Source organism: Psychromonas sp. SP041 (assembly GCF_000470315.2).
Classification (GTDB): domain Bacteria; phylum Pseudomonadota; class Gammaproteobacteria; order Enterobacterales; family Psychromonadaceae; genus Psychromonas.
Genome location: NZ_CBRF02000054.1, coordinates 1 through 23618, shown reverse-complemented (window position 1 = coordinate 23618; position 23618 = coordinate 1). Strand labels below are relative to the sequence as shown.

Genomic DNA, 23618 nt, shown 5'->3' with positions numbered 1-23618 from the left:
ACAATTTTGCTGAATTAATTAATGCGACAACCAATGCGAGACAACGATTAAAATTACTCGCTGTCTCGCACTTCTTAGAAGGGAAAAGTAGAACTGATATTGCGACTTTTTTAAAGGTAAGCCGTAGGAGTCATCTCACAATGTTATAGAGACTGGGCTAATCTGGAAACTTAATTATCGGAATTGGTATAATTAAGCTTCTTACAAAGGAGCTAATGTGAGTCACAATTTTGTTAAATTAATTAATGCGACAACCAATGCGAGACAACGATTAGAATTACTTGCTGTCTCGCATTTCTTACAAGGGAAAAGTAGAACTGATATTGCGACTTTTTAAAAGGTAAGCCGTAGGAGTCATCTCACAATGTTATAGAGACTGGGCTAATCTGGAAACTTAATTATCGGAATTGGTATTATAAGTTTCCTAAAGGGAACAATCATTAAAGAATTAACCTCTTTTAGTGATTCTCCGACAGATCTTACCTTGTGCTTTAAACTAAGCCGTTTTTCTAGGTAAAATTTAGAACACTTATTTAATTAAATTGGTATTAATCCAAAAATTAAAGGTAAAGCTAACGGATTAATATTTATCTTTATTCAGCGAATGTTACTTAAGCAATTAATTGTAGTGCTATCGGTGTTCTGAGGGAGATAGAGGACAAGTTTGTATTATGATTAACTTTTCTAATACATTAACTTGTGGGCTCTGAACGGAGCTTGTATTTTTTTTGATAAAGAATATTGATTCGTAATTCAGTGGGATTACTATAATATCTTTTAAATTATTGAGTTAAATAAGAGAGTTTAAATATGGGTAATGAAACAGAGATTATCACTAACTTGGAAGCCTTAGAAAGTTTTTTAATCTTAGTGGAAAGTGGTGGGTTAGGATTATCCAATGTGTCTGGTTTAGCACTCGCTACCAATAATAAAGATGGGCGTAGATTTGTCGCTGTGTTGGATGATAAGCATCAATTACTATTGACACGTTGGGTAACAGAAGAAGTTTTTCAAACAGGCCAGGATTTAGTGCGCAATGGCTATCGTAAGCACTAGCTTACTCTTTATATTACATTTCTATAAAATAAAAAAACCGCAATGAAGCGGTTTTTTTATTTTATTTAATCGGCTAACTATCGCGTACCAAATACAACGATTGTTTTACCATGAGCTGATATAAGACCTTGCTCTTCTAACATCTTCAAAATACGTCCAACAGTCTCACGTGAACAACCTACGATTTGACCAATTTCTTGACGAGTAATTTTGATTTGCATACCGTCTGGATGAGTCATCGCATCTGGTTGTTTAGCTAAATCTAGTAACGTGTTCGCGATACGTCCAGTTACGTCTAAGAATGCTAAGTTACCTACTTTTTGGCTTGTAACTTGTAGTCTATTCGCCATTTGACGAGAAAGACGCATTAAAATTTCTGGGTTCACTGTGATTAACTGAGTAAATTTCTTGTAAGATATTTCTGCGACTTCACAGGCAGATTTAGCTTTTACAGATGCGCTACGAATTGGGTTTTCTTCTTTATCGAATAAACCTAATTCACCAATGAAATCACCTTGGTTAAGGTAAGACAGAATCATTTCTTTTCCATCTTCATCTTTAATCACAACAGCAACAGATCCTTTAACAATAAAGTATAAAGTATCAGCTTTTTCACCTGCGTGGATTAGCATGCTTTTTGCTGGGTATTTATGTGTATGACAGTGTGATAAAAACCATTCTAACGTTGGATCGGTTTGAGGTTTGGTGATGATCATAAACTTCCCTTTGTCTGTAGTGAATAGCTAATCGCTATTTCTTTTAATTTGTTGCACTAAAAATAGTTATGTATGAATTGTATCGTTTTTTTTTCAAACTCTGTAATATTTATGAGTATTAGTTGTGCAATAAATTAGATCTTTGTCATAAATAAGGCTTAATTATAAGCTTGCTTTTAAATTATGTACTAGAGCACACTGATTTTAGCAAGAAACGCAATAAACTCATTTTATTTGTGTTTGTTGAAACTCTTGTTTACTAACTAATGTTACGCTTTCATTTAGCTCTGAATACAGAATATAAATATCTTCATTTTTTATTTGCTGTGTAATTTGCTCAGTTTTTTCTTGTAATGAAAACTCAACTTCACCGTAATCTGTGCCTTCCCGTAAAATATATTGTTCAATTAAATTATTTAGTGTCGTTTCATCAAGTTGTTGATAAGGTATTTTCATAGGGGCTCATTTAGTCTTTTATTTAACAATACATTAATTTACTAGTGAAGTAAGAGTTTGTTAAAAGAATGACTAAAAAAACAATAAGTAATAGCTTACTTTATAGTTCATTAAAAAAAATTATCCATCAAAACTTAATGCCACAAAATGAACTAAAATACATGTATAGCATAGGTTTTAAAGCACGTGTAAACAGAACAAAATTTTACGGTATATGATTTACTATATATAGTTAAATGGCATATCTAAAAATATATAAGTTAATATTGATGCTATTAATGATTTATATCATATCAATTTATTTATAAATGATTACATTGGAAGTGCATAAAACAATGGTTTTAAGAGGAATTAAAATGAACAAAAAGTTACTTGGATTATTATTCGTAGGTCTTCCTTTATTTACTCATGCCGCTGATATTGATGCAGGTAAAGCTAAATCTGCGGTTTGTGCTGCATGTCATGGTGCAGAAGGCATCTCTGCTATACCGATTTATCCTAACCTTAAAGGTCAAAAAGAAGCTTACCTTGTTTCTGCATTAAAAGCGTATAAAGAAAGTCAGCGTCAAGGTGGAATGGCTGCGGTTATGACTGGGCAAGCCGCTTTATTAAGTGACGATGATATCGCTAATCTTGCGGCCTATTATTCATCATTAAAATAATCAACATACTATTTTTTATAAGTACTTAACCTCAATTCTGGTTAATGAAAGCGGAATTGTATTTAAAATCATAAGGTTATATTCTTTACTAGTCAGTGTCGTTAGTTTTGCGTAGTTCAAGGCGAATTATTGAAGTAATAATGGGTTATTGATAGATAATTTAATGAAGAAATCCGCAGAAATAGCGGTGTTGTATCGCTTTGCTTATCTAGAACTGAGGTTACTTATAAACATGACTTAATGTTTTAATTAAAACTTTAAGTCATAGAGAATAAACTGCACGATCAAAAATGGCCTCAAAGAGGCCATTTTATTAATAATCAAATACAGAATTGATTATAGGTCGTCAGAGTGACCAGATAGGTATTTTGCTACGCCTTCTGGAGAAGCTTCCATACCAGCTTTGTCTTTTGCCCATTGTGCAGGACAAACTTCACCGTGCTCTTCATGGAATTGTAATGCGTCAACCATACGTAACATTTCATCGATGTTACGACCTAAAGGTAGATCATTAACTACTTGGTGACGAACAACACCGTTTTTGTCGATTAAGAATGAACCACGTAATGCAACGCCTGCTTCTTCTAATTCAACATCGTATGCTTTACAGATTTCATGCTTAACATCCGCAACTAGTGGGTATTGAACTGCACCGATACCGCCATCATTGATAGCAGTGTTACGCCATGCATTATGAGAAAATTGTGAATCGATTGATACACCAATAACTTCAACACCACGAGCCTGAAAATCACCAAAGCGCTTGTCAAAAGCAATTAGTTCAGAAGGGCATACGAAAGTGAAATCTAATGGATAAAAGAAGATTACTGTTTCTTTACCGTTTGAGAATTCTTTTAAGTTGAAACTGTCTACAATTTCGCCGTTACCTAGTACTGCTGCTGCTGTAAAGTCCGGAGCTTTCTTGCCTACTAATACCATGGGATTTTCCTATATATTAATTAAAAATGTTGTAATGGCAGTGTTGATTAGCCATAACCGCCTATGATGCGTTAAATTAATGGTTTATGGAATTGTTTTATCAATTAACTTGATAGAGATTAGCTATTAATATGTTTTAAATTCGATGTGTTTAAAAACATATTAAGGGCTATCCGTACAATTAGTGTACGGATTTATCTTAGATGAGTAGTGTTAAATATTTATTAAAGAAAATCAATTATGGATTTCTTGAATATTTACTAAAGTCTGGCTTACGCTTTTCATTAAAAGCATTTCGTCCTTCTTGACCTTCTTCACTCATATAGAAAAGCATCGTTGCATTACCGGCTAACTCTTGTAATCCTGCTTGGCCATCACAGTCTGCATTGAGTGCAGCTTTTAGGCAACGTAATGCCATTGGGCTATTTTGTAATATTTCACGGCACCATTTTACAGTTTCTCGCTCAAGCTCATTTAACGGGACAACGGTATTTACTAACCCCATATCGACCGCTTCTTGAGCATCGTACATGCGACAAAGAAACCAGATCTCACGTGCTTTCTTTTGACCTACAATACGTGCCATATAACTCGCCCCCCAACCACCGTCAAAAGAACCAACTTTAGGACCTGTTTGACCGAATTGGGCGTTGTCAGCGGCAATGGTTAAATCACACATCATGTGCAACACATGACCCCCTCCCACAGCATAACCTGCTACCATCGCAATAACAGGTTTAGGGCAAGTACGAATCTGGCGTTGAAAATCGAGGACATTGAGATGGTGACCACCTTGCTCATCTTTATAACCTGAATCACCACGTACACTTTGATCGCCGCCTGAGCAGAATGCGAGATCACCTTCTCCTGTTAGAATAATGACACCTATATCTTGGTCGTAACGCGCATCATTCAAAGCTTGCATCATTTCATTGACCGTATGCGGGCGAAAAGCGTTGCGAACTTGTGGACGATTGATAGTAATTTTAGCGATACCATCTGCTTTATGATAATAAATATCGTCAAATGCTAAAGAGCTAGCTTGCCATTGTATCTTTACATATAAGTCTGATTCGTTCATCGCGGCTCCCATCATTAAATTAGGTAAAATTATTAATCATCTAAAAGTATATGTTTAATGTTGTTCGCGTAGTTTATTGGGTCTTGTTGATGTGTGTTATGACCTAGACCATTAAAACATTGGATTTTTATATTTTTTGTTTGTGGAATGAGTGCTGCTATACCTGTAAATTTGGTATCTTTTTGTCCATAAAAATAAGAAATAGGTAGTGTTGTTTTATTTAAAAATGGCAGTGAACATTGTTGATTGGCAAGGCTAGTTGAAAGCAACATATTAGCTAAAAAGACACCATAATTATGATTTCTTTTTTCAATTGTGGCATCTTTTTGCTGATCGCTTAAATCATCAAAAATAGGCTGTTCATACCATTGATATAAACTTTCTTCGATTGATTGTGTAGAAAATCGTTCTGCCCAATGATGATCAAATTGATAACGCTTTTTTTTATCTTGGTCGTTATCTAGTCCTACATGACAAGACTCTAATATTAAGTGCTTCAATCGAGGGTCGTTCTGAGTACGTGCATAATCTAATGCAATGCGGCCACCTAGTGAGTAACCAATTAAAGTGAAAGACTTAATCTCTAGTGCATCTAAGGCAAATTTAATCAGTCGATGACAACTGCCAAAACCATCTTCTAATGCCACAGCGCTACTAACCGAACGACCGTGACCAGGTAAATCAATGGTGACACAATGAAAATCATTTTTAAGTTCTTCGATAGTGCTTTGCCAATCCTCCCTGTTACCTAAAAATCCGTGTAAAAAAACTAAAGTAGGGTTTTGATTTGAACCTTGTTGTTCACTATATAATGGCATGTTGTAACTGCTCCTTGATAGCTTGTAACTGAGTTGCTGTTAATTGATTGTTGACACACACTTCAATTAACGTTGTTTTATTGTCTTTAGTAATAAGTGCATCTTGGTAATCGGTTTTAAATTCAGAGAAAGTCGTTGGTTGTTGATAGTTAATTGAAAATTGATCACAGGTATTTTTGAAGGTTAAACCATGTGGTAATTGATAAAATACCTGTTTCTCAGACTCAGGGACGGGTAATAAATTAAAAATACCGCCACCGTCATTGTTCAATAGCACAATCACAAAAGGTTGTTGTAATTGTTTTAGTAAAGTTAACGAGTTCAAATCATATAAAAAAGAAGTATCGCCAATCAATAGGCTGGTAGCGATATGATTATTTTTAGCAATACCGACAGCCGTTGCAATTAATCCATCAATACCGCTTGCTCCTCGATTACTATAAATATGCGCCTCTGTTTGTGCGAACATATCGGCTAAGCGAATGGCCATACTGTTAGCTAATACTATATTGTTAGTACTTCGATTGAGCACATAAGTTGCACAGTTAATTTCACTGATTTTATCGTCTGTTACATATTCATTAGTGATGGTCGTTAACGTGGTTTTATAACGGTTTACTTTATTAAACCAAGTGTTATCTATACTTTTACTATTAGACACTTGTTGAATAAAACAACTTGGATAGGTAACAAAACGTTGCCCTACACAATGGCTAGGATCAAGGCGTTGTTTATGCTCTGATATTTCCCAAATAGTGGCGGTAGATGAACTGATTAATTGGCTTAAACGTTTACTTATTAAGTGATCAGAAAATTGTAAGATAAGATCGGTTTGTTGCACTAGTTGCTTAAAGTTTTCATTCTCTAATAATAAGTCATAGCCATTTATATTGTGAGGTGAGGCCTGTAGTTGCGATTGAACATCTGAAAACAATACTAAATTCGACTGGATACAAAACCGTTCAATCGCCAATGCTTGCTTTTTATCTTTAATACGGCCTACAACAACCAGTATCCTTTGAGCATTTAAGTCGATTTTTTGGCTTTCTGGAAATACATGGCTTGAAAGAGCGTTATGTTGCGCAGCGCTATTAGCATGATGATACACAGTAAAAGGAGATTGGTGAGTTTCCCATCCTTTTAAGCTACTTAAATAAGTGTTGAAATCTATTGTTTCATTTTGAGGATAAAAGGGTTCGGTAAACGCCATATTAAAATGAATTGGACCTAACGTCATACCTTGTTGAAATAAACCTTGGTCAATGGTTGTTAATAAAAAATTGCTTTTAATAGACGTTGTTGGACTTGGTATTTGGCAAAAAAACACTGGGTAATCGGCAAAAATTTTGTGTTGTTCAATTGCTTGATTCGCAGTGCAGTCGATGAGTTCTGGTGGTCTATCTGCAGAAATAATAATAAGTGGGATATGGCTTTGCTTAGCTTCTATGACTGCTGGATATAAATTGGCAACGGCGGTTCCTGATGTGACGATAATTACTACAGGTTTAGCTGATGCTTGGCTTAACCCTAAAGCAAGAAACCCTAGACCTCGCTCGTCAAAGTGTACATGTGTTTTAGCATTAGGATGTTTAGCTGCCGCTAAGGTTAGCGGTGTTGAACGTGAACCTGGCGCAATACAAAAATCACTAATACCATGGCGTACTAATTCTTCAATAAATAAACTGGCCCATAACAAATTAATATTATGATGCTTATGAGTGAAGGTATTGTGTTTCTCTACCTGCGCCATCGAGAGTCCTCTACTGTGTACCTAATATTGTTAAAATAGTTTGTATTTTATTATCGAGTTCTTGCCATTCTTGCTCTGCAATAGAACCTGTGACAATACCTGCACCTGCGAATAATTTAATGCAGTTTTCACTCACTAAAGCACTTCGTATTGCGACACTGAAATCACTTTCATGTTCACTTATACAACCAACCGCACCCGCATACCAACCTCTATTATAAGGTTCGTTATCATTAATAAATTGTAATGCAGGCAATTTAGGGATTCCACCGACTGCTGGTGTCGGATGTAACTTATGTAATAGATGACTATCTTGCGTGTCTTTTGTTAATTGTGCTTTGATCGGAACACATAAATGCTGCACATTTTGTAATTGCATTACATGGGCGGGTGAGCAAGTGACTTGCGCTTTGAGTTGTTTTAAATTAGCAACAATAAATTCTTGAACGATGTGGTTTTCTCGATCTATTTTTTTGTCATTTAACAAACTTTGTAATAACAGTTCGTCCTCGCGTTGATCGCGCCCTCTATTAATCGTGCCGGCCAGCGCCTCTGTTGTAATTTGTTGTTGCTGACGTAAAAATAAACGTTCAGGTGAGCAGCTCATAAAACTGCGTTGACTAGAAAATTGTAACAAGTAGTGAAAGCTATTTGGGTTAGCCTGTTGCCATAGAGCCATCATATCCCACGTGTCGATAGGCGCATCGAAGCATACTTCGGTTTGTCGTGATAACACCACTTTAGGTAACAAGGCTTTATATTCTATTGCTAGTTCGACTAAATCAGCCCATTGATCTTTGTTTGGTGTATCTTGACGTGTTAATAATTGTGGTGTGAATGGGGCTAAAGGGTGTGGAATATTTAATGATTTAAGTGTGTTAATTGAGGCTTGAACTGAATTACGACCATTAAAGTGAAATATTACTTTGTATTCTTGTTGTTGTTCTTGTTGTGATGTTTGCTGTAGTACTTGAAATACAATTAAGGGGCGAATAAATAGAGTGGCGGGAAAATCTTGCCATTGTTCTCCTTGTTGTTGAAACGCTAATCCGCCTAAATAAAATTCATCGTTAGTTGCTTTAGGTATATGATCTAGCTTCTCAATGGCCCCGAAGCTGGCGAGTGTTTTATTTTGCTCTTTATTTTGCCAGTAAATACGAGGCAATAAGTTAGGATCTTGTTTAATGGCTATGTTTTGTCCTTTTAATAAAGGAAGCAAAGGAATAGCATTAATTACCACATTTAAATTTTTGTCAGGATATTGACCATGAGCAATACTAAATGATTGTAATTGCTGTATTAATTCATCTTGGATTAGTTGAAATTGGTACGTGTCTTGGTTCATAAGTCAGCGGTATATTTATCCATTTATGTTTGTTAATGTAGCGCGATATTAACCTCATTCATAGCATTGTTAATAAAAGAGTGCTGTTAATAAATCGTATTATTAACCAAAATTATAACCCTCATTTTATAGGATTTTTTAGTGAAGCGACTTCAAGTCTGGATCCAAGCATGTCGATTACGTACTTTACCTTTAGCTGCTGCGTCTATTATTGTGGCTGGTGGGTTAGCACAACAACATCAAATATTTAACCCTGGGATATTTTTGTTGTCCTTGTTAACCGCTTTGTTATTACAAATATTATCTAATTTAGCAAATGATTATGGTGATGCACTAACCGGAGCGGATGAGCAACGAGTGGGGCCAGCAAGAGCGATGCAAACCGGGCTTATTACTGCAAGTGCGATGAAAAAAGCAATTCTTATTGTGACAGCAGCATGTTTAATATCAGGCATATCATTGCTTAAACTCTCTTTTGCTAACGACCTCCACCACTGGTTAATTTTTCTAGGGTTAGGTGCGGCAGCTATTATCGCTGCTATTACTTATACCATGGGTAAATTACCTTATGGATATCGAGCAATGGGCGATATAGCGGTCTTTATGTTTTTTGGATTATTAGGTGTGTTAGGGAGCTTTTATTTACAGGCGCTATCATTACCAGCCTCTATTTTATTACCCGCGTTCAGTGTTGGTTTATTAAGTGCTGCAGTCTTAAATGTTAATAATATACGTGACTTTTATAGTGATACAGAGGCGAATAAAATTACTTTAGTTGTTTTGTTAGGGCGCAAAAAAGCATTTATTTATCACTTATTACTTATCGTTACTGCTATGTTATGCAGTGCAATATACATTTACCACTTACCAGATAGTCAATTTTGGCAGTATCTATTTTTGTTAATTGCTAGCCCATTAATTAAAAGCTGTATTGAAATTTCCGAAGCGATTAATAAAGATGAGCACGGTGGGGCTGTTTTTAATGAACAGCTTAAAAATACAGCGGTCAGTACGTTTGTATTTTCGGTATTATTTACAATTGCCTTGATCACTTGATATTGTTTAATTATCCCTCTAATGACTGGTTTTAAAACCAGTGATTTCGGTTTTTTTTACTATTTTCATAAAACATGACAAAATAAAGCCGAAAAAAACAACATATTTCCGCTTTTTTCTAAATACTGTGTTCTGTTTAACTACAAAGATTGTATAATGCCGCGGGAATATAGCCTCCAATTTTTTACATACAGAGTATAAAAAATGACAGATTTAAGTAAATACAGAAACATTGGTATTTTCGCGCACGTTGATGCGGGTAAAACTACTACTACAGAGCGTATCTTGAAACTTACTGGACAGATCCACAAAACTGGTGAAGTACATGATGGCGAATCTACAACTGACTTCATGGAACAGGAAGCTGAGCGCGGTATTACTATCCAGTCTGCTGCTGTTACTTGTTTCTGGAAAGATCATCGTTTTAACGTTATCGATACTCCTGGACACGTTGACTTCACAGTTGAAGTTTACCGTTCACTTAAAGTATTGGATGGCGGCATCGGTGTATTCTGTGGTTCTGGTGGTGTTGAACCACAATCAGAAACTAACTGGCGTTACGCGAATGACTCAAAAGTTGCACGTATTATCTTCGTAAACAAATTAGACCGTATGGGTGCTGATTTTTACCGCGTAGTTAAACAAACGCAAGACGTATTAGGTGCTAACCCACTTGTTATGGTTCTACCAATCGGTATAGAAGATGACTTCTGTGGTGTTGTTGATCTATTAACACGTAAAGCATACATTTGGGATGACTCTGGTCTTCCTGAAAACTACGAAATCACTGATGTTCCTGCGGACATGGTTGATAAAGTAGAAGAATACCGTGAAATGTTGCTTGAAGAAGCACTAGGTCAAGATGATGATCTACTTGAAGCATACCTTGAAGGCGAAGAGCCGTCTTTAGAAGACATTAAACGCTGTATCCGTAAAGGTACTCGTACAATGGAGTTCTTCCCTACTTACTGTGGTTCTGCATTTAAAAACAAAGGTGTTCAAAACATTCTTGACGCTGTTGTTGATTACCTACCTTCACCTACAGAAGTTGATCCTCAACCTCTTACAGATGAAGAAGGCGAGCCAAATGGTAAATTCGCACTAGTTTCTGCTGAAGAAAGCTTTAAAGCACTAGCATTTAAAATCACAGATGACCGTTTTGGTTCATTAACTTTCGTACGTATCTACTCAGGTACATTGAAGAAAGGCGATACCATCATGAACGCTGCTACAGGTAAAACTGAGCGTGTTGGTCGTATGTGTGAAATGCAAGCTGATGATCGTAACGAACTTACTTCTGCACAAGCGGGCGATATCATCGCTATCGTTGGTATGAAAGGTAACGTTCAAACTGGTCATACATTATGTGATCCAAAAGACCCAATCATTCTAGAAGCAATGGTTTTCCCTAACCCAGTAATCTCTATCTCTGTTACACCAAAAGATAAAGGTTCTACTGAGAAAATGGGTATTGCGATTGGTAAAATGGTTGCAGAAGATCCTACATTTAAAGTTGAAACTGATATCGATTCAGGTGAAACAATCCTGTCTGGTATGGGTGAGCTTCACTTAGATATCAAAGTTGATATCCTTAAGCGTACATACGGCGTTGATTTAGTTGTTGGTGAACCTCAAGTTGCTTACCGTGAAACAATCACACAAGCAATCGAAGATTCTTACACACATAAGAAACAATCTGGTGGTTCTGGTCAATTCGGTAAAATTGATTACCGTATCAAGCCTGGCGAACCTGGTTCTGGTTTTGCGTTTAAATCAATTGTTGTTGGTGGTAACGTACCTAAAGAATTCTTCCCAGCTATCGAGAAAGGCTTTAAAAGCATGATGGATACTGGTGTTCTTGCTGGTTTCCCTGTACTTGATGTTGAAGTTGAACTTTACGATGGTGGTTTCCACGCCGTGGATTCATCTGCAGTAGCATTTGAATTAGCAGCACGTGGTGCATTCCGTCAGTCTATCCCTAAAGCAGGCGCACAACTTCTTGAGCCTATGATGGCTGTAGACGTGTTCACTCCTGATGATCATGTTGGTGATGTAATCGGTGACCTTAGTCGTCGTCGTGGTATGATCGCTGGTCAAGAGCCTAGTGCTTCTGGTGTTCGTATTAAAGCTGACGTACCTCTTTCAGAAATGTTTGGTTACATCGGTTCACTACGTACAATGACTTCAGGCCGTGGTCAGTTCTCTATGGAGTTCAAAAACTACATGCCTTGTCCTGGTTCAGTATCTGATGCTGTGATCGAGAAAGTTAAAGCTGAAAAAGCTGCAGCTAAGAAGTAATTCTTAACTAGTTAAAATTTTTCTTAAGCCCCAATAATGAAAATTATTGGGGCTTTTTTGTAACTAGAACTTCATAAATACTTGGATATCTACTTCAGTTCACTACGTACAATGACTTCAGGCCGTGTTCAATTCTCTATGGCGGTCAAAACACTATGCCTTGTCCTGGTTCAGTATCTGATGCTCTAATACCCAAAATAAGTCGAGAAAGTTAAAGCTGAAAAAGCTGCAGCTAAGAAGTAATTTCTTTCCTAATTAGTTAGGATAAAAAAGAAAATATTTTAAAGTTGATAAACCCTAATAACGTAAGTTGTTAGGTTTTTTTTATATCTGCTAATTTGTCTAAATATGTTTAGATATTTACTTCAGTTCACTACGTAGAATGCTGCAGGGCGAATTAGACGGCAGTCTAGCGTTATGGGCGGATAAGCTCTGCGACTTCTATTCGTGTTTAGTTCTCTATGGAGTTCAAAACACTATGCCTTGTCCTGGTTCAGTATCTGATGCTCTAATACCCAAAATAAGTCGAGAAAGTTAAAGCTGAAAAAGCTGCAGCTAAAAAATAATTTCTTTCCTAATTAGTTAGGATAAAAAAGAAAATATTTTAAAGTTGATAAAACCTAATGACGTAAGTTATTAGGTTTTTTATGCCTGCTAATTTGTCTAAATATGTTTAGATATTTACTTCAGTTCATTATGCACAATGCTGCAGGGCGAATTAGATGGCAGTCTAGCGTTATGGGCGGAGAAGCTCTGCGACTTCCATTCGTGTTCAGTTCTCTATGGAGTTCAAAACACCATGCCTTACCCTAGTTCAGTATCTGATGCTCTAATACCCAAAATAAGTCGAGAAAGTTAAAGCTGAAAAAATAGGCGTATTATTAATCTAGCTCTGTCTAGTCGTTGTAAACGTAGTGTTTAAAAGTGATTGAATTGTTAGCATTTTGTCATTGTAGTTTACTTGCGCATTTTTTCTTCTATAATGCCCGCATCTTGTCGGAGTGCTAATGGGAATTTCCCAAAGGCTGAGACCACATAAGTAATTGTGTTTAAAAAGCAGTTACGTGGGATCCGTGGAACCTGAATAGGCTAATACCTACGTAGGGAACAAGTAGAAAATATCTGTTTATTTCCAATCTTGGGTATTTTTTAACTTCCACACCTATTCGACAAGCAATCTTTTATAAGCCGTTTATATTAAACTAGGTAAAGAATGCTATGTCTAAAGAAATTAATTCAACGTTAAAAACCACTGATCGTAAAGGTCTATCTCGTCGTGAATCACGCCAAGCGGCACAAGATTATATTCAAAATTTGAATAATGAGTCTTATCCGAATTCTGAAAAAATATTTATTGATGGTGATATTCATCCGATCAAAGTCGCGATGCGTCAGATTCACCAAACCGATACATTTGTTGGTGGCAGTGAAGAAAATCCGGTCTATGAAAAAAATGAACCGATTCCAGTTTACGATACGTCTGGCCCTTATACTGATCCGAACACCAAAATTGATGTTCATGCGGGACTACCGAAACTACGCCAAAGTTGGATAGAAGCGCGTGATGATGTTGAAGCCCTTGATGGTGTTACCTCAGAGTTTGCACAAACACGTTTAGCCGATGATTCATTAGATGAATTACGATTCGCCAACTTACCTAAGCCATTACGTGCACAAAAAGGTCAATGTGTGACGCAATTGCATTACGCGCGTCAGGGTATTATCACACCAGAAATGGAATACATTGCCATTCGTGAAAACCAAGGTCGTGACCGTATAAAGTGTGAGGCATTACACTCACAACATGCAGGGCAAAGCTACGGCGCGAATTTACAGGAATCGATTACGCCAGAGTTTGTACGTTCAGAAGTGGCTAGAGGCCGAGCGATCATTCCATCAAACATTAACCATCCTGAATTAGAGCCAATGATCATTGGTCGTAATTTCTTAGTGAAAGTGAACTCTAATATTGGTAACTCTTCTGTGTCATCTTCAATCGAAGAAGAAGTGGAGAAGTTGGTTTGGTCAACGCTTTGGGGTGGTGACACGGTAATGGATTTATCAACAGGGCGTAATATTCATGAAACGCGTGAATGGATCCTACGTAACTCGCCAGTGCCAATCGGTACCGTACCGATTTATCAAGCATTAGAAAAAGTAAATGGCGTGGTGGAAGATTTAACATGGGAAGTGTTTCGCGATACGTTAATTGAACAAGCAGAGCAAGGCGTGGATTATTTTACCATTCATGCTGGCGTATTGTTACGTTTTGTACCGATGACGGCAAAGCGTGTCACGGGTATCGTTTCACGTGGTGGTTCAATCATGGCGAAATGGTGTTTGACTTACCATAAAGAAAACTTTGCTTATGAATACTTCCGTGAAATCTGTGAAATTTGTCAGCAGTACGATGTGTCGTTATCACTGGGTGATGGTTTACGTCCGGGGTCTGTTGCTGATGCCAATGATCAAGCACAATTCTCTGAATTAGAAGTATTAGGTGAGTTAACTAAAGTGGCGTGGGAATACGATGTACAAGTAATCATCGAAGGTCCAGGTCATATCCCAATGCAAATGATCAAAGAAAATATGGATAAGCAATTAACCGAATGTTTTGAAGCGCCTTTCTACACATTAGGTCCACTAACTACTGATATTGCTCCGGGTTACGATCATATTACGTCTGGTATCGGCGCCGCCCAAATCGGTTGGTATGGTTGCGCAATGCTGTGTTATGTCACACCAAAAGAACATTTAGGGTTACCTAATAAAGATGATGTAAAAGTGGGTTTAATTACTTACAAAATTGCAGCGCATGCGGCTGATTTAGCGAAAGGCCATCCTGGTGCGCAAATACGAGACAATGCTTTATCTAAGTCTCGTTTTGAATTCCGTTGGGAAGACCAATTCAATCTAGGGTTAGACCCTGTCACATCGCGTGAATACCATGATGAAACGTTACCGCAGGAGTCAGGTAAAGTTGCGCATTTTTGTTCAATGTGTGGCCCAAAATTCTGCTCCATGAAAATTACACAGGACGTACGTGATTTTACGGCGAAGTTAGATTCAGGTGAAATCAATATTAAGATTCTTGATGAAACCATTGTTATGACCACAGGTATGACTGCGGAAGAAGGGATGGCGCTTAAAGCCAAAGAGTTTACTGACAGTGGTGCTGAAATATATCAACCACCAGTACTCGATAAAGCTTAATCGTTGTTAGGTTTTATCTAACTCACCATAGAAAGTGCTCGTTCATTTTTATTGATGAACACTTTCTAAGTGAATTAAAGTAAACCTCTTGGTGCTAATTTCCGTACAATATTCAATAAATATAAATGGTTAATTGTCAGTAATCACTGGTGATTAATCACGAATAACTAAGACAAACTTAAGGTTAAATATGAACAATATAGTGTGGACAATTGCAGGATCAGACTCTAGTGCAGGCGCGGGTATTCAAGCGGACCTTTATACGTTTCATGATTTAGGGGCAGACGGTTGCTCAGTGATCACCGCGGTAACGGCACAAAACTCACAAGCTGTTCAGTTAGTTGAGAGTGTGTCTGAAAAAATGTTCACACAACAATTAGCCAGTTTAGCCGAAGATATGCCTGCTAAAGTAATTAAAATCGGTCTACTAGCGAGTGTTGAGCATGTCAGAATTCTTGCACAGCAATTGGCACTCTACAAACAAACTTGGTCACGTAAGCCATTTGTTATTTATGACCCTGTTTCGGTTGCATCAACCGGTGATGAAATGGCTGAAGAGGGCATTAATGAGATTATTAAAACGCAATTACTGCCTCAGATAGATCTATTAACACCTAATGCGAATGAAGTATTAACCTTATCTGGCCATGCCTTAATTTCTGGCGAGTCATTTAAACCTGCTGTGGATAAATTAGTTAGCATGGGCTGTGGTAGTGTCTTAATTAAAGGCGGCCATTTTGAGCTGGTAGATGACATCGCGCTTGATTATTGGAGTGATGGTAAAAGAGAAATCGCATTAACAAGCCCTCGTTTAGACAATGTACATACGCACGGCACAGGTTGTACCTTAGCCAGTGCCATTGCTGCAACAATGGCCTTAGATTACTTTATTGAAGATGCGCTAGTCATTGCAAAAGCTTATTTATACCAAGGCTTAAAAGCCTCTAAAGCACTCGGTGCTGGTGAAGGTTCTGTGGCGCATTGTGGTTGGCCAACGCAGCGTGATGATTTTCCTGAAGTCGTTTTACCCGAATCAAGTATTGGCTATGAGCTAGACCTACCTGGTAACTTAGAAGCGGGTCCTGGTTTCGAACCTTGTGACACCATTAAATTAGGTTTATATCCCGTTGTCGATTCTGTTGAATGGGTAGAGCGCGTATTGAAACTGGGTGTAAAAACATTGCAGTTGCGTATTAAAGATAAACAACCAGAACAAGTAGAGCAACAAATTATTGATGCGATTGCGTTAGGTAAACAGTATGACGCACGATTATTTATAAATGATTATTGGCAGTTAGCCATCAAACATAATGCTTACGGTGTGCATCTAGGTCAAGAAGACATGGATGTAGCTGATTTACCGTTAATTGCAGATGCGGGGTTGCGTTTAGGGTTAAGTACACATGGTTATTATGAAATGTTACGAGCAAGGCAGCTTAAACCAAGTTATATCGCACTAGGGCATATTTTCCCAACGCAAACGAAAGATATGCCTTCCGACCCTCAAGGGTTAACGCGTTTATCTAAGTATGCGAACTTAATGTCAGATATGGCAACCGTTGCTATTGGAGGCATTAATTTAGAGCGCGCTCCAGCAGTATGGCAAACGGGGATTGGTAGTATTGCGGTAGTGACTGCAATTACATTAGCAGATGACCCTAAACAGGTGATTAATCAGTTTAATGAAATCATGTGTTAGTAGTGAGCAGAGGATAAAAGCATGTTGAATGACGATGAATTATTACGTTATAGCCGCCATCTATTATTAGAAGATGTTGGAGAAACGGGTCAACAGGCCCTCAAAAATGCCAAGGTACTTATTATTGGGATGGGAGGCTTAGGTTCACCGGCTTCATTATATCTTGCTGCTGCAGGTGTCGGTCATATTGTGTTGAATGATTTTGACCATATTGAAGTGAGTAACCTACAGCGCCAAATTTCTTATCAAAGTGATGATATTGGTGAAGCAAAAGTAGAAGTCGCTAAACGTAAATTGCAGCAAATTAATCCAGAAATTAAAGTCCGCAGTATCAATAAAGCCATGCCAGAAATGCAATTGACCATGGAATTGATCATGGCTGATTTAGTGTTGGATTGCACTGACAATATGGCGAGTCGACAGTTGATCAATAAAGCCTGTGTCGATGCAAAAGTACCGTTAATTGTGGGGGCTGCAATACGCTTTGAAGGGCAGTTAATGTTCTTTGACCATAGCGAAACTGATTCCCCTTGTTACCACTGCCTATTTCCAAGTTCAGAAGAGCAAACTCTCAATTGCAGTAACGCTGGCATTATCGGTCCTGTGGTTGGCACTATCGGTACACTGCAAGCGTTGGAAGCAATTAAGTACTTTGTGGGTTTACCATCAGGCATTAAAAACAAATTAAAGTTGTTCGATGGTAAGTCTCTTGATTGGCAAACCTTTACGATTAACAAAGATCCAAAATGCACAGTATGTGGACAGCATTAATTAGGCCGAATTGAGGGTGAAAGTTAGATGAAAATACACGTTAATGAACAAACGATAGAGCTCGCTGAAAATACAAATATAGAGCAACTATTAACACATTTAGATAAACCCTTTATCGGCAGTGCTGTTGCGGTCAATCAAGATATTATCAGTCGCTCTCATTGGGCGAACACTATTATTAATGAGGGTGACAAAATCTCTCTATTTCAAGCTATTGCAGGTGGATAAATCATGTTATTTGATGAAATGAATAAAAACGATCAGTTAGTTATTGGAGATAAATCTTTCTCTTCTCGTTTGTTTACTGGCACAGGAAAATTTAACGATCAACAAACCATGGTCGCTGCCTTAAAAGCATCACAGTCAGAGTTAGTCACAATGGCCTTAAAGCGTGTGGATATGCAACACCGTGATGATGATATCCTTGCACCATTAATTAAAAATGGCATGAAGTTATTACCTAATACATCGGGTGCTCGTAATGCGAAAGAAGCGGTATTTGCTGCTGAACTCGCACGTGAAGCATTACAAACTAACTGGGTTAAATTAGAAATTCATCCAGATCCTAAATACTTATTACCTGATCCGATTGAAACCTTAAAAGCGGCTGAAATGTTAGCTAATAAAGGGTTTATTGTTTTACCTTATGTGCATGCAGATCCTGTGTTGTGTAAACATTTAGAGGCTGCCGGTTGTGCTGCTGTAATGCCGTTAGGCGCTCCTATTGGTTCAAATAAAGGCATTAAAACGGCTGACTTTTTAGAAATAATTATCGAACAAGCTAATATTCCAGTGATTGTGGATGCAGGATTAGGTAGCCCATCTCACGCAGCACTTGCAATGGAGATGGGCGCCGATGCGGTGTTAGTCAATACTGCCATTGCAGTCTCAGGTAATCCTGTTGCCATGAGTGAAGCCTTCGCAAAAGCGGTACAAGCAGGTCGCCAAGCTTATTTAGCGGGTTTAGGTGGGCAAAGCACACAAGCCGTTGCCTCAAGTCCATTAACTGCATTTCTCGAGGCAAGCCTGTGACTTTTAGTGAAAAAATAAAAGAGTATCAATGGGATGATATCCGCATGTCTATCTATGCTAAAACCGCATCGGATGTGCAACGTGCGTTATCAAAGTCGCGTTTAGACTTGGAAGATTTTAAAGCGTTAATAAGTCCAGCTGCTGAACCTTATTTAGAGCAAATGGCGCAAAAATCACAACAGTTAACTTTGCAACGATTTGGTAAAACGCAACAGTTTTATATTCCACTCTATCTCTCGAATATGTGCAGTAATATTTGCACTTATTGTGGTTTTTCAATGCACAACGCATTACGTCGTAAAACCTTAGACATGCAAGAAATTGAAAATGAATGTTTAGCGATTAAAAAAATGGGCTTTGAACATATATTAATTGTAACGGGAGAGTCTGAACGTAAAGTAGGCATGGATTATTTCAAACAAGCTTTACCTGTTATCAAAAAGCACTTTGCAAACATTACCATCGAAGTACAACCACTTGATCAAGACGAATACAGTGAATTAATTGAATATGGAGTCAATGCAGTATTAGTCTATCAAGAAACCTATAACCCAGTGACCTACGCTGAGCACCATTTAAAAGGTAAAAAATCTGATTTTATCTACAGATTAGATACGCATGATCGACTAGGTGAAGCGGGTATTCATAAAATGGGCTTAGGTAGTTTAATCGGTTTGGAAGAATGGCGCACAGATTGTTTTTATGTAGCAGCACATTTAACGTATCTTGAGAAAAAATACTGGCAAAGCCGTTATACTATTTCATTTCCTCGTTTGCGTCCCTGTGAAGGGGGTATGGAAATAAAATCAGTGATGGATGATAAAGAACTAGTACAATTGATTTGCGCATATCGTTTATTTAACCCTGAAGTTGAATTATCACTATCGACACGTGAATCTGAACATTTTAGGGATCATGTGTTACCTTTAGGCATTACATCACTCAGTGCTGGGTCAAGTACACAACCAGGCGGATATGCAGAACAAGCAGACAAAGCCCTTGAGCAATTTGAAATAAGTGACGAGCGCTCTCCGGCAGTAATGGCTGAACTAGTTAAAGCCCAAGGTTATGAAGTGGTTTGGAAAGACTGGGATCACAGCTTAACGGGTAAGTAACTACCAATAAATTATAAATGAGAATAAAACATGTCCGATCAAGAAGAGGTCTTTGCAACATTAGTTGAAATACGTGAAGAACCAACTGCGCTGTATAAAATATTAAAAATCGCTAATCTAGTCTCAGGTGGTGGAGAAGCCAAGCAAGCTATTTCAGAAGGATATGTGTCACTTAATGGCGAAGTAGAAACGCAAAAACGTAAAAAGATTTATGCAGGTGATTTGATTTATTTTAATGAACAATATTTACATATTGCCATTGCAGGTGAAACGGAAGGTTATGAAGTTGTAGAGGAAACACAACTGAAGACAGAATATGAAGCATCGGCTCAGCCTAATTTAAGCAATACAACGGCTGCACCTAAAACGAAAAAACCACGCAAGCCGATTAGTTTTTAATTCGATATTATTTAAAGTAGTGAAATTTACTTTAAGTGTTCTTCAAAGAAATATCGAGACTTTTATAGGTAAATAATGAAAGAGTATAAATATGTAATTACGACTGGTTGGTGGTGTAAAAATCTTGAGCAAAAAGATATGAGAGATGTTTTACTCGGTGATGATGAAATAAGAAGTAAAGATTTTTTTTTATCATGGTTAGCAGCTGTGAATAAATTTACTTATCCTAAAAAAATATTAATTGTAGATTCAGCCTCCCCTATCAAACCTGATTTATCTTGTAACGATAAGATCTTAGAAATAGTTTCTTTAGATTGCAATGCAGGACACTCAACAAATCACCTTGGAAAATATGCAGGAGTAACAAGAGCTCATATGATGGGGATGATGTATGCTTTAACTTGTGAGGTAGATTATTGGGTTTATATTGAACAGGATGCCTTAATATATGGCGATGGAATTGTAGAATATTGTATTGAACATATGAAAAATGGAATAATGTTTGGTGATGGAAAGGGAACTCCACAGCCAATGCAGCAATCATTTATGATTATGAAAACAGAAGAAATACCTCAATTTATTAAAAAATTAACAGATATCAAATTAACAGATAATGAAATATCACCTGAAATGAAATTTGCATTAGCATCTTCAAAATATATAAACTTACTCCCCATATTTTTATTGTCTAAACTTAACTCTAAGCGTTCTTATATGATAATTATAAAGCTGTTCTTAATGCTAACTAGTCGTTTTGATAAGCTCCCAATCGGTTATGGTCGGACAAGGCCCATAGACTTTAAAGATAAGTTTTTTTACTTTCAACATGGGTGTAAAAAAGAATTGAATGTGTATTTTGGATTGAAAAAAAGTGAAAATTAAGACTGTTTTTGTTAAATCAACTCCATTATTTATAAGTAATGTAATAGCCTTGGGTGTAGGAGTTATTATTGCTCCTGTCTTAATTACAACATATGGAATTCAAAACTACGGATATTTTGTCTCAATATTTATATTTGCTAATATGATAAATGTTATTTTTAATATGCAACCATGGCAATCATTTATTCAATACTGGTATCGACCAGAATGTCAACAAAAGCAAGGGAACATAATTTTAAAAACGATAGAAATAGATTTATATACTTCTATATTTGGTGCGATAGTTTATTTTATATCTTATGAGTATTTTTTTAAATATATAGGGGTAACCGAAGGCCCTTTAACAACTACAGCTCCATATTTTGTTTTTTATATTTTCTTTAATCAAATTAGTATGCCGCTTGGTTTATTTCGGTGTTTATCTATGTTTTATAAGCAAGCTTTTTTTGAGTTAATAGAAGCTCTATTAAAGTTGGGATTAACAATTGCAGCGTTTTATTTCGAGTTGTCTTTAGCTGTTTATATAATCGCATTAATAAAATTAAATATATTAATTAATCTTGCAAGGTATTTATGTGGGATTTGGATTACTAAAAATATGGGGATAAAATTAAGAATTAAAAAAAATCATATTGATGGATTTGTAAAATATAGCTTCTTGGTTAATATTAAGTCAATTTTAGATCTTCCTATTTCCCATTTAGACCGCTTATTAGTTGTCTTTTTTTTAGGAGCAAGTTCGGCAGGTATCTTTGATTTAATTAAAAAGATTGGAAGTATTTTAGGGTTTATTGTTAGGCCTATTAGCCAAATATTACTCCCTGAATTAACAATTCTTGCTAAAGATAAAAATATAAATATAGCATTGCTATTTGCGATTGAAAGCTCTAAAAGAATGTTGTTTTTATTTCTGCTTGGAATAATTCTACTTTGGATTTTATTTTCAATGACTCCCTTACTAGATATTCTTTATTTGAGTGAACTTAAGTTATTTGTAAATGAAACTGTTTTATATTTGATTGCTCATTCAATTGGCACCGCGTTTGTTTTTATACATGTATTATTTATGGCTGTAGGCAAAATAAAACAAGATATATGTATGTTATTTTTTGTTAATGTTCTCTACGTTACAATTATATTTTTTAGTATTGAAACTATAGGGTTATGGGCGATTGGAATTTCCTTTTTAATTCAAACGTTAATTATCATATTTTTCAAGTTATTCTATTTAAAAAGTATGGCGATGAAGGAGTCATATATTGACTAAAATAGTTTTTTATTGTCCAGATCCTGAATTGAAAACAGAGGAGCAATTAAATCTAGAAGGTGGTTCAGGAACATTACTTTCTTTGCTTAATTTAGCCTATGAATTAGCAACAATTGGTTTTTGCATTGAAATTTGCGGTAACTGTAAGTTTGTTCTTAAAGACAAGTTAAAAAGCGACCAAGTAAAATATACCCATATTGAATCTGAATGTGATTTTTTACTTATGTGCAAAACTAATACTTCCGACTTTGTAATAATAGTTGGACATGGGTTTAGTATATTTAATAATAAGATTAGGTTAGGAAAACAAGTCGTTTATTGGTGTCATAATTGGATTGATGTTAAAAAATTATATAGAATTTGTCGGGAAGGTTATATTGATAAAGTCATTTTTGTCAGTAAATATCACTTCTTGAAAAGTTGGAAAACTATCAAATTCACTCCGTTAGCATTAAATTATTTTAATTGGATTCATAACAGCATAAAGCAAGATTATAATAATTTTTTAACTATTGATAATTACCCTGTTCTACAAAAAAAACTACGAATTGCGTTTTTAAGCTTTCCTTCTATTAATAAGGGGTTACCAGAAGTTATAAACATATTTCATGAGCTTCAAAAACAAAATATTAATGTTGAACTTAATATTTTTGGTGGGGTAGAGTTATATTCATCGCATAGTGTTGGCTATGGGGAGTGTCAGCACCTTTTATTTGATGGTAATGGTTTATGTAAGGAAGGGATCGTTTTACATGGGATGTTAGGTAAGAAAAAACTTTTTAATATAATAGATAATATGGATCTGGCTATTTCAGGAATGACTGGTAGCGAAACCTTTTGCTATGCTCTTGTTGAGTCCTTAGCTCGTGGTATTTTAGTCGTTTCGTCAAAAAAAGGGGGGCAAATTGATTATATTAAAGAAAATGAAAATGGTTATTTAGTTACTAATTATTTAGATGCAACTAAAAAAATAATTAATCATATAAACAAACCAAAACATATTCATATAGCTATGAAAGAAAATGCTAAAAATACAGTTAATATTTTTAATTCTATTCACATT

21 protein-coding genes and 1 riboswitch are annotated in these 23618 nt (G+C 36.4%); of the genes, 14 read left to right on the top strand and 7 right to left on the bottom strand.

Features of this window, described 5'->3' with window-relative positions; all coding sequences use genetic code 11:
* Positions 1-810 precede the first annotated feature (810 nt).
* Positions 811-1056: a hypothetical protein gene (locus SP041_RS19605; RefSeq protein ID WP_025565474.1), complete on the top strand. Its 246-nt coding sequence runs from the start codon at positions 811-813 to the stop codon at positions 1054-1056.
* A gap of 77 nt (positions 1057-1133) precedes the next feature.
* On the opposite strand, the gene crp is transcribed toward SP041_RS19605, so the two are convergent.
* The gene (gene crp, locus SP041_RS19600) at positions 1134-1772 is read right to left on the bottom strand and encodes a cAMP-activated global transcriptional regulator CRP (protein ID WP_025565472.1); all 639 of its coding nucleotides are present in this window, start codon (positions 1770-1772) and stop codon (positions 1134-1136) included.
* 225 nt (positions 1773-1997) lie between these two features.
* Positions 1998-2228, bottom strand: a complete 231-nt coding sequence (locus SP041_RS19595; RefSeq protein ID WP_025565471.1) for a YheU family protein — start codon at positions 2226-2228, stop codon at positions 1998-2000.
* A gap of 356 nt (positions 2229-2584) precedes the next feature.
* Between SP041_RS19595 and SP041_RS19590 the strand changes: the two genes are divergently transcribed.
* On the top strand, positions 2585-2890 hold the full coding sequence (locus SP041_RS19590; RefSeq protein ID WP_025565470.1) for a cytochrome c: 306 nt from the start codon (positions 2585-2587) through the stop codon (positions 2888-2890).
* A gap of 336 nt (positions 2891-3226) precedes the next feature.
* Here SP041_RS19590 and SP041_RS19585 read toward each other — a convergent pair whose 3' ends face one another.
* The 5 genes from SP041_RS19585 to SP041_RS19565 all read right to left on the bottom strand — a co-directional run bounded on the left by SP041_RS19585 (position 3227) and on the right by SP041_RS19565 (position 8823).
* On the bottom strand, positions 3227-3829 hold the full coding sequence (locus tag SP041_RS19585) for a peroxiredoxin C (RefSeq protein WP_137297998.1): 603 nt from the start codon (positions 3827-3829) through the stop codon (positions 3227-3229).
* Positions 3830-4067: 238 nt separating this feature from the next.
* Complete coding sequence (menB, locus tag SP041_RS19580) at positions 4068-4910, bottom strand: 1,4-dihydroxy-2-naphthoyl-CoA synthase (protein WP_170968578.1); 843 nt, start codon at positions 4908-4910, stop codon at positions 4068-4070.
* Positions 4911-4942: 32 nt separating this feature from the next.
* Positions 4943-5728 carry a 2-succinyl-6-hydroxy-2,4-cyclohexadiene-1-carboxylate synthase gene (gene menH / locus SP041_RS19575; protein ID WP_137297997.1) on the bottom strand — a complete coding sequence of 262 codons (786 nt, stop codon included), beginning with the start codon at positions 5726-5728 and terminating at the stop codon, positions 4943-4945.
* Positions 5715-7478: a 2-succinyl-5-enolpyruvyl-6-hydroxy-3-cyclohexene-1-carboxylic-acid synthase gene (gene menD / locus SP041_RS19570; protein WP_137297996.1), complete on the bottom strand. Its 1764-nt coding sequence runs from the start codon at positions 7476-7478 to the stop codon at positions 5715-5717. Before menD ends, menH begins: the two co-directional genes overlap by 14 nt.
* A gap of 10 nt (positions 7479-7488) precedes the next feature.
* Positions 7489-8823 carry an isochorismate synthase gene (locus tag SP041_RS19565; RefSeq protein WP_025563170.1) on the bottom strand — a complete coding sequence of 445 codons (1335 nt, stop codon included), beginning with the start codon at positions 8821-8823 and terminating at the stop codon, positions 7489-7491.
* A gap of 141 nt (positions 8824-8964) precedes the next feature.
* On the opposite strand from SP041_RS19565, the gene menA reads away from it, so the two are divergent.
* The 12 genes from menA to SP041_RS19505 form a co-directional block, all read left to right on the top strand.
* Positions 8965-9879, top strand: a complete 915-nt coding sequence (menA, locus tag SP041_RS19560; RefSeq protein WP_025563169.1) for a 1,4-dihydroxy-2-naphthoate octaprenyltransferase — start codon at positions 8965-8967, stop codon at positions 9877-9879.
* 204 nt (positions 9880-10083) lie between these two features.
* Complete coding sequence (gene fusA, locus SP041_RS19555) at positions 10084-12177, top strand: elongation factor G (RefSeq protein ID WP_025563168.1); 2094 nt, start codon at positions 10084-10086, stop codon at positions 12175-12177.
* Between the two features lie 987 nt (positions 12178-13164).
* Positions 13165-13301: riboswitch (TPP riboswitch) on the top strand.
* A 94-nt stretch (positions 13302-13395) separates the two neighbouring features.
* A complete protein-coding gene (gene thiC, locus SP041_RS19550; protein WP_025563167.1) occupies positions 13396-15390 on the top strand; it encodes a phosphomethylpyrimidine synthase ThiC in 1995 nt (664 codons plus the stop codon).
* A 190-nt stretch (positions 15391-15580) separates the two neighbouring features.
* On the top strand, positions 15581-17089 hold the full coding sequence (gene thiE, locus SP041_RS19545; protein ID WP_025563166.1) for a thiamine phosphate synthase: 1509 nt from the start codon (positions 15581-15583) through the stop codon (positions 17087-17089).
* Positions 17090-17110: 21 nt separating this feature from the next.
* Complete coding sequence (locus SP041_RS19540; RefSeq protein ID WP_025563165.1) at positions 17111-17860, top strand: HesA/MoeB/ThiF family protein; 750 nt, start codon at positions 17111-17113, stop codon at positions 17858-17860.
* 27 nt (positions 17861-17887) lie between these two features.
* Positions 17888-18088: a sulfur carrier protein ThiS gene (thiS, locus tag SP041_RS19535; RefSeq protein ID WP_025563164.1), complete on the top strand. Its 201-nt coding sequence runs from the start codon at positions 17888-17890 to the stop codon at positions 18086-18088.
* 3 nt (positions 18089-18091) lie between these two features.
* Positions 18092-18892, top strand: coding sequence for a thiazole synthase (locus tag SP041_RS19530; RefSeq protein ID WP_025563163.1), 801 nt, complete (start codon positions 18092-18094; stop codon positions 18890-18892).
* Positions 18889-20007 (top strand): 2-iminoacetate synthase ThiH, encoded by a 1119-nt coding sequence (gene thiH, locus SP041_RS19525; protein WP_025563162.1) that lies wholly within the window; start codon positions 18889-18891, stop codon positions 20005-20007. The genes SP041_RS19530 and thiH overlap by 4 nt, the downstream gene beginning before the upstream one ends.
* Before the next feature lie 30 nt (positions 20008-20037).
* Positions 20038-20406, top strand: a complete 369-nt coding sequence (locus tag SP041_RS19520; RefSeq protein ID WP_025563160.1) for an RNA-binding S4 domain-containing protein — start codon at positions 20038-20040, stop codon at positions 20404-20406.
* A 75-nt stretch (positions 20407-20481) separates the two neighbouring features.
* Positions 20482-21288 carry a hypothetical protein gene (locus SP041_RS19515; RefSeq protein WP_025563159.1) on the top strand — a complete coding sequence of 269 codons (807 nt, stop codon included), beginning with the start codon at positions 20482-20484 and terminating at the stop codon, positions 21286-21288.
* Entirely contained in the window at positions 21278-22555 is a 1278-nt protein-coding gene (locus SP041_RS19510; protein ID WP_025563158.1) for a hypothetical protein, read from the top strand. Before SP041_RS19515 ends, SP041_RS19510 begins: the two co-directional genes overlap by 11 nt.
* Positions 22548-23618, top strand: a 1071-nt coding sequence (locus tag SP041_RS19505; RefSeq protein WP_137297995.1) for a glycosyltransferase, incomplete at its 3' end; no start/stop codon positions are given. The genes SP041_RS19510 and SP041_RS19505, both read left to right, overlap by 8 nt.

What these genes read in the sequence shown, in the direction of transcription:
- SP041_RS19565 (WP_025563170.1), bottom strand. Translation starts at nt 8,823, where the DNA reads ATGAACCAAGACACGTACCAATTTCAACTAATCCAAGATGAATTAATA.
- thiS (WP_025563164.1), top strand. Translation starts at nt 17,888, where the DNA reads ATGAAAATACACGTTAATGAACAAACGATAGAGCTCGCTGAAAATACA.
- SP041_RS19605 (WP_025565474.1), top strand. Translation starts at nt 811, where the DNA reads ATGGGTAATGAAACAGAGATTATCACTAACTTGGAAGCCTTAGAAAGT.
- thiE (WP_025563166.1), top strand. Translation starts at nt 15,581, where the DNA reads ATGAACAATATAGTGTGGACAATTGCAGGATCAGACTCTAGTGCAGGC.
- fusA (WP_025563168.1), top strand. Translation starts at nt 10,084, where the DNA reads ATGACAGATTTAAGTAAATACAGAAACATTGGTATTTTCGCGCACGTT.
- crp (WP_025565472.1), bottom strand. Translation starts at nt 1,772, where the DNA reads ATGATCATCACCAAACCTCAAACCGATCCAACGTTAGAATGGTTTTTA.
- SP041_RS19530 (WP_025563163.1), top strand. Translation starts at nt 18,092, where the DNA reads ATGTTATTTGATGAAATGAATAAAAACGATCAGTTAGTTATTGGAGAT.
- SP041_RS19595 (WP_025565471.1), bottom strand. Translation starts at nt 2,228, where the DNA reads ATGAAAATACCTTATCAACAACTTGATGAAACGACACTAAATAATTTA.
- thiC (WP_025563167.1), top strand. Translation starts at nt 13,396, where the DNA reads ATGTCTAAAGAAATTAATTCAACGTTAAAAACCACTGATCGTAAAGGT.
- menH (WP_137297997.1), bottom strand. Translation starts at nt 5,728, where the DNA reads ATGCCATTATATAGTGAACAACAAGGTTCAAATCAAAACCCTACTTTA.
- menB (WP_170968578.1), bottom strand. Translation starts at nt 4,910, where the DNA reads ATGAACGAATCAGACTTATATGTAAAGATACAATGGCAAGCTAGCTCT.
- SP041_RS19585 (WP_137297998.1), bottom strand. Translation starts at nt 3,829, where the DNA reads ATGGTATTAGTAGGCAAGAAAGCTCCGGACTTTACAGCAGCAGCAGTA.
- SP041_RS19520 (WP_025563160.1), top strand. Translation starts at nt 20,038, where the DNA reads ATGTCCGATCAAGAAGAGGTCTTTGCAACATTAGTTGAAATACGTGAA.
- menD (WP_137297996.1), bottom strand. Translation starts at nt 7,478, where the DNA reads ATGGCGCAGGTAGAGAAACACAATACCTTCACTCATAAGCATCATAAT.
- SP041_RS19515 (WP_025563159.1), top strand. Translation starts at nt 20,482, where the DNA reads ATGAAAGAGTATAAATATGTAATTACGACTGGTTGGTGGTGTAAAAAT.
- SP041_RS19540 (WP_025563165.1), top strand. Translation starts at nt 17,111, where the DNA reads ATGTTGAATGACGATGAATTATTACGTTATAGCCGCCATCTATTATTA.
- SP041_RS19590 (WP_025565470.1), top strand. Translation starts at nt 2,585, where the DNA reads ATGAACAAAAAGTTACTTGGATTATTATTCGTAGGTCTTCCTTTATTT.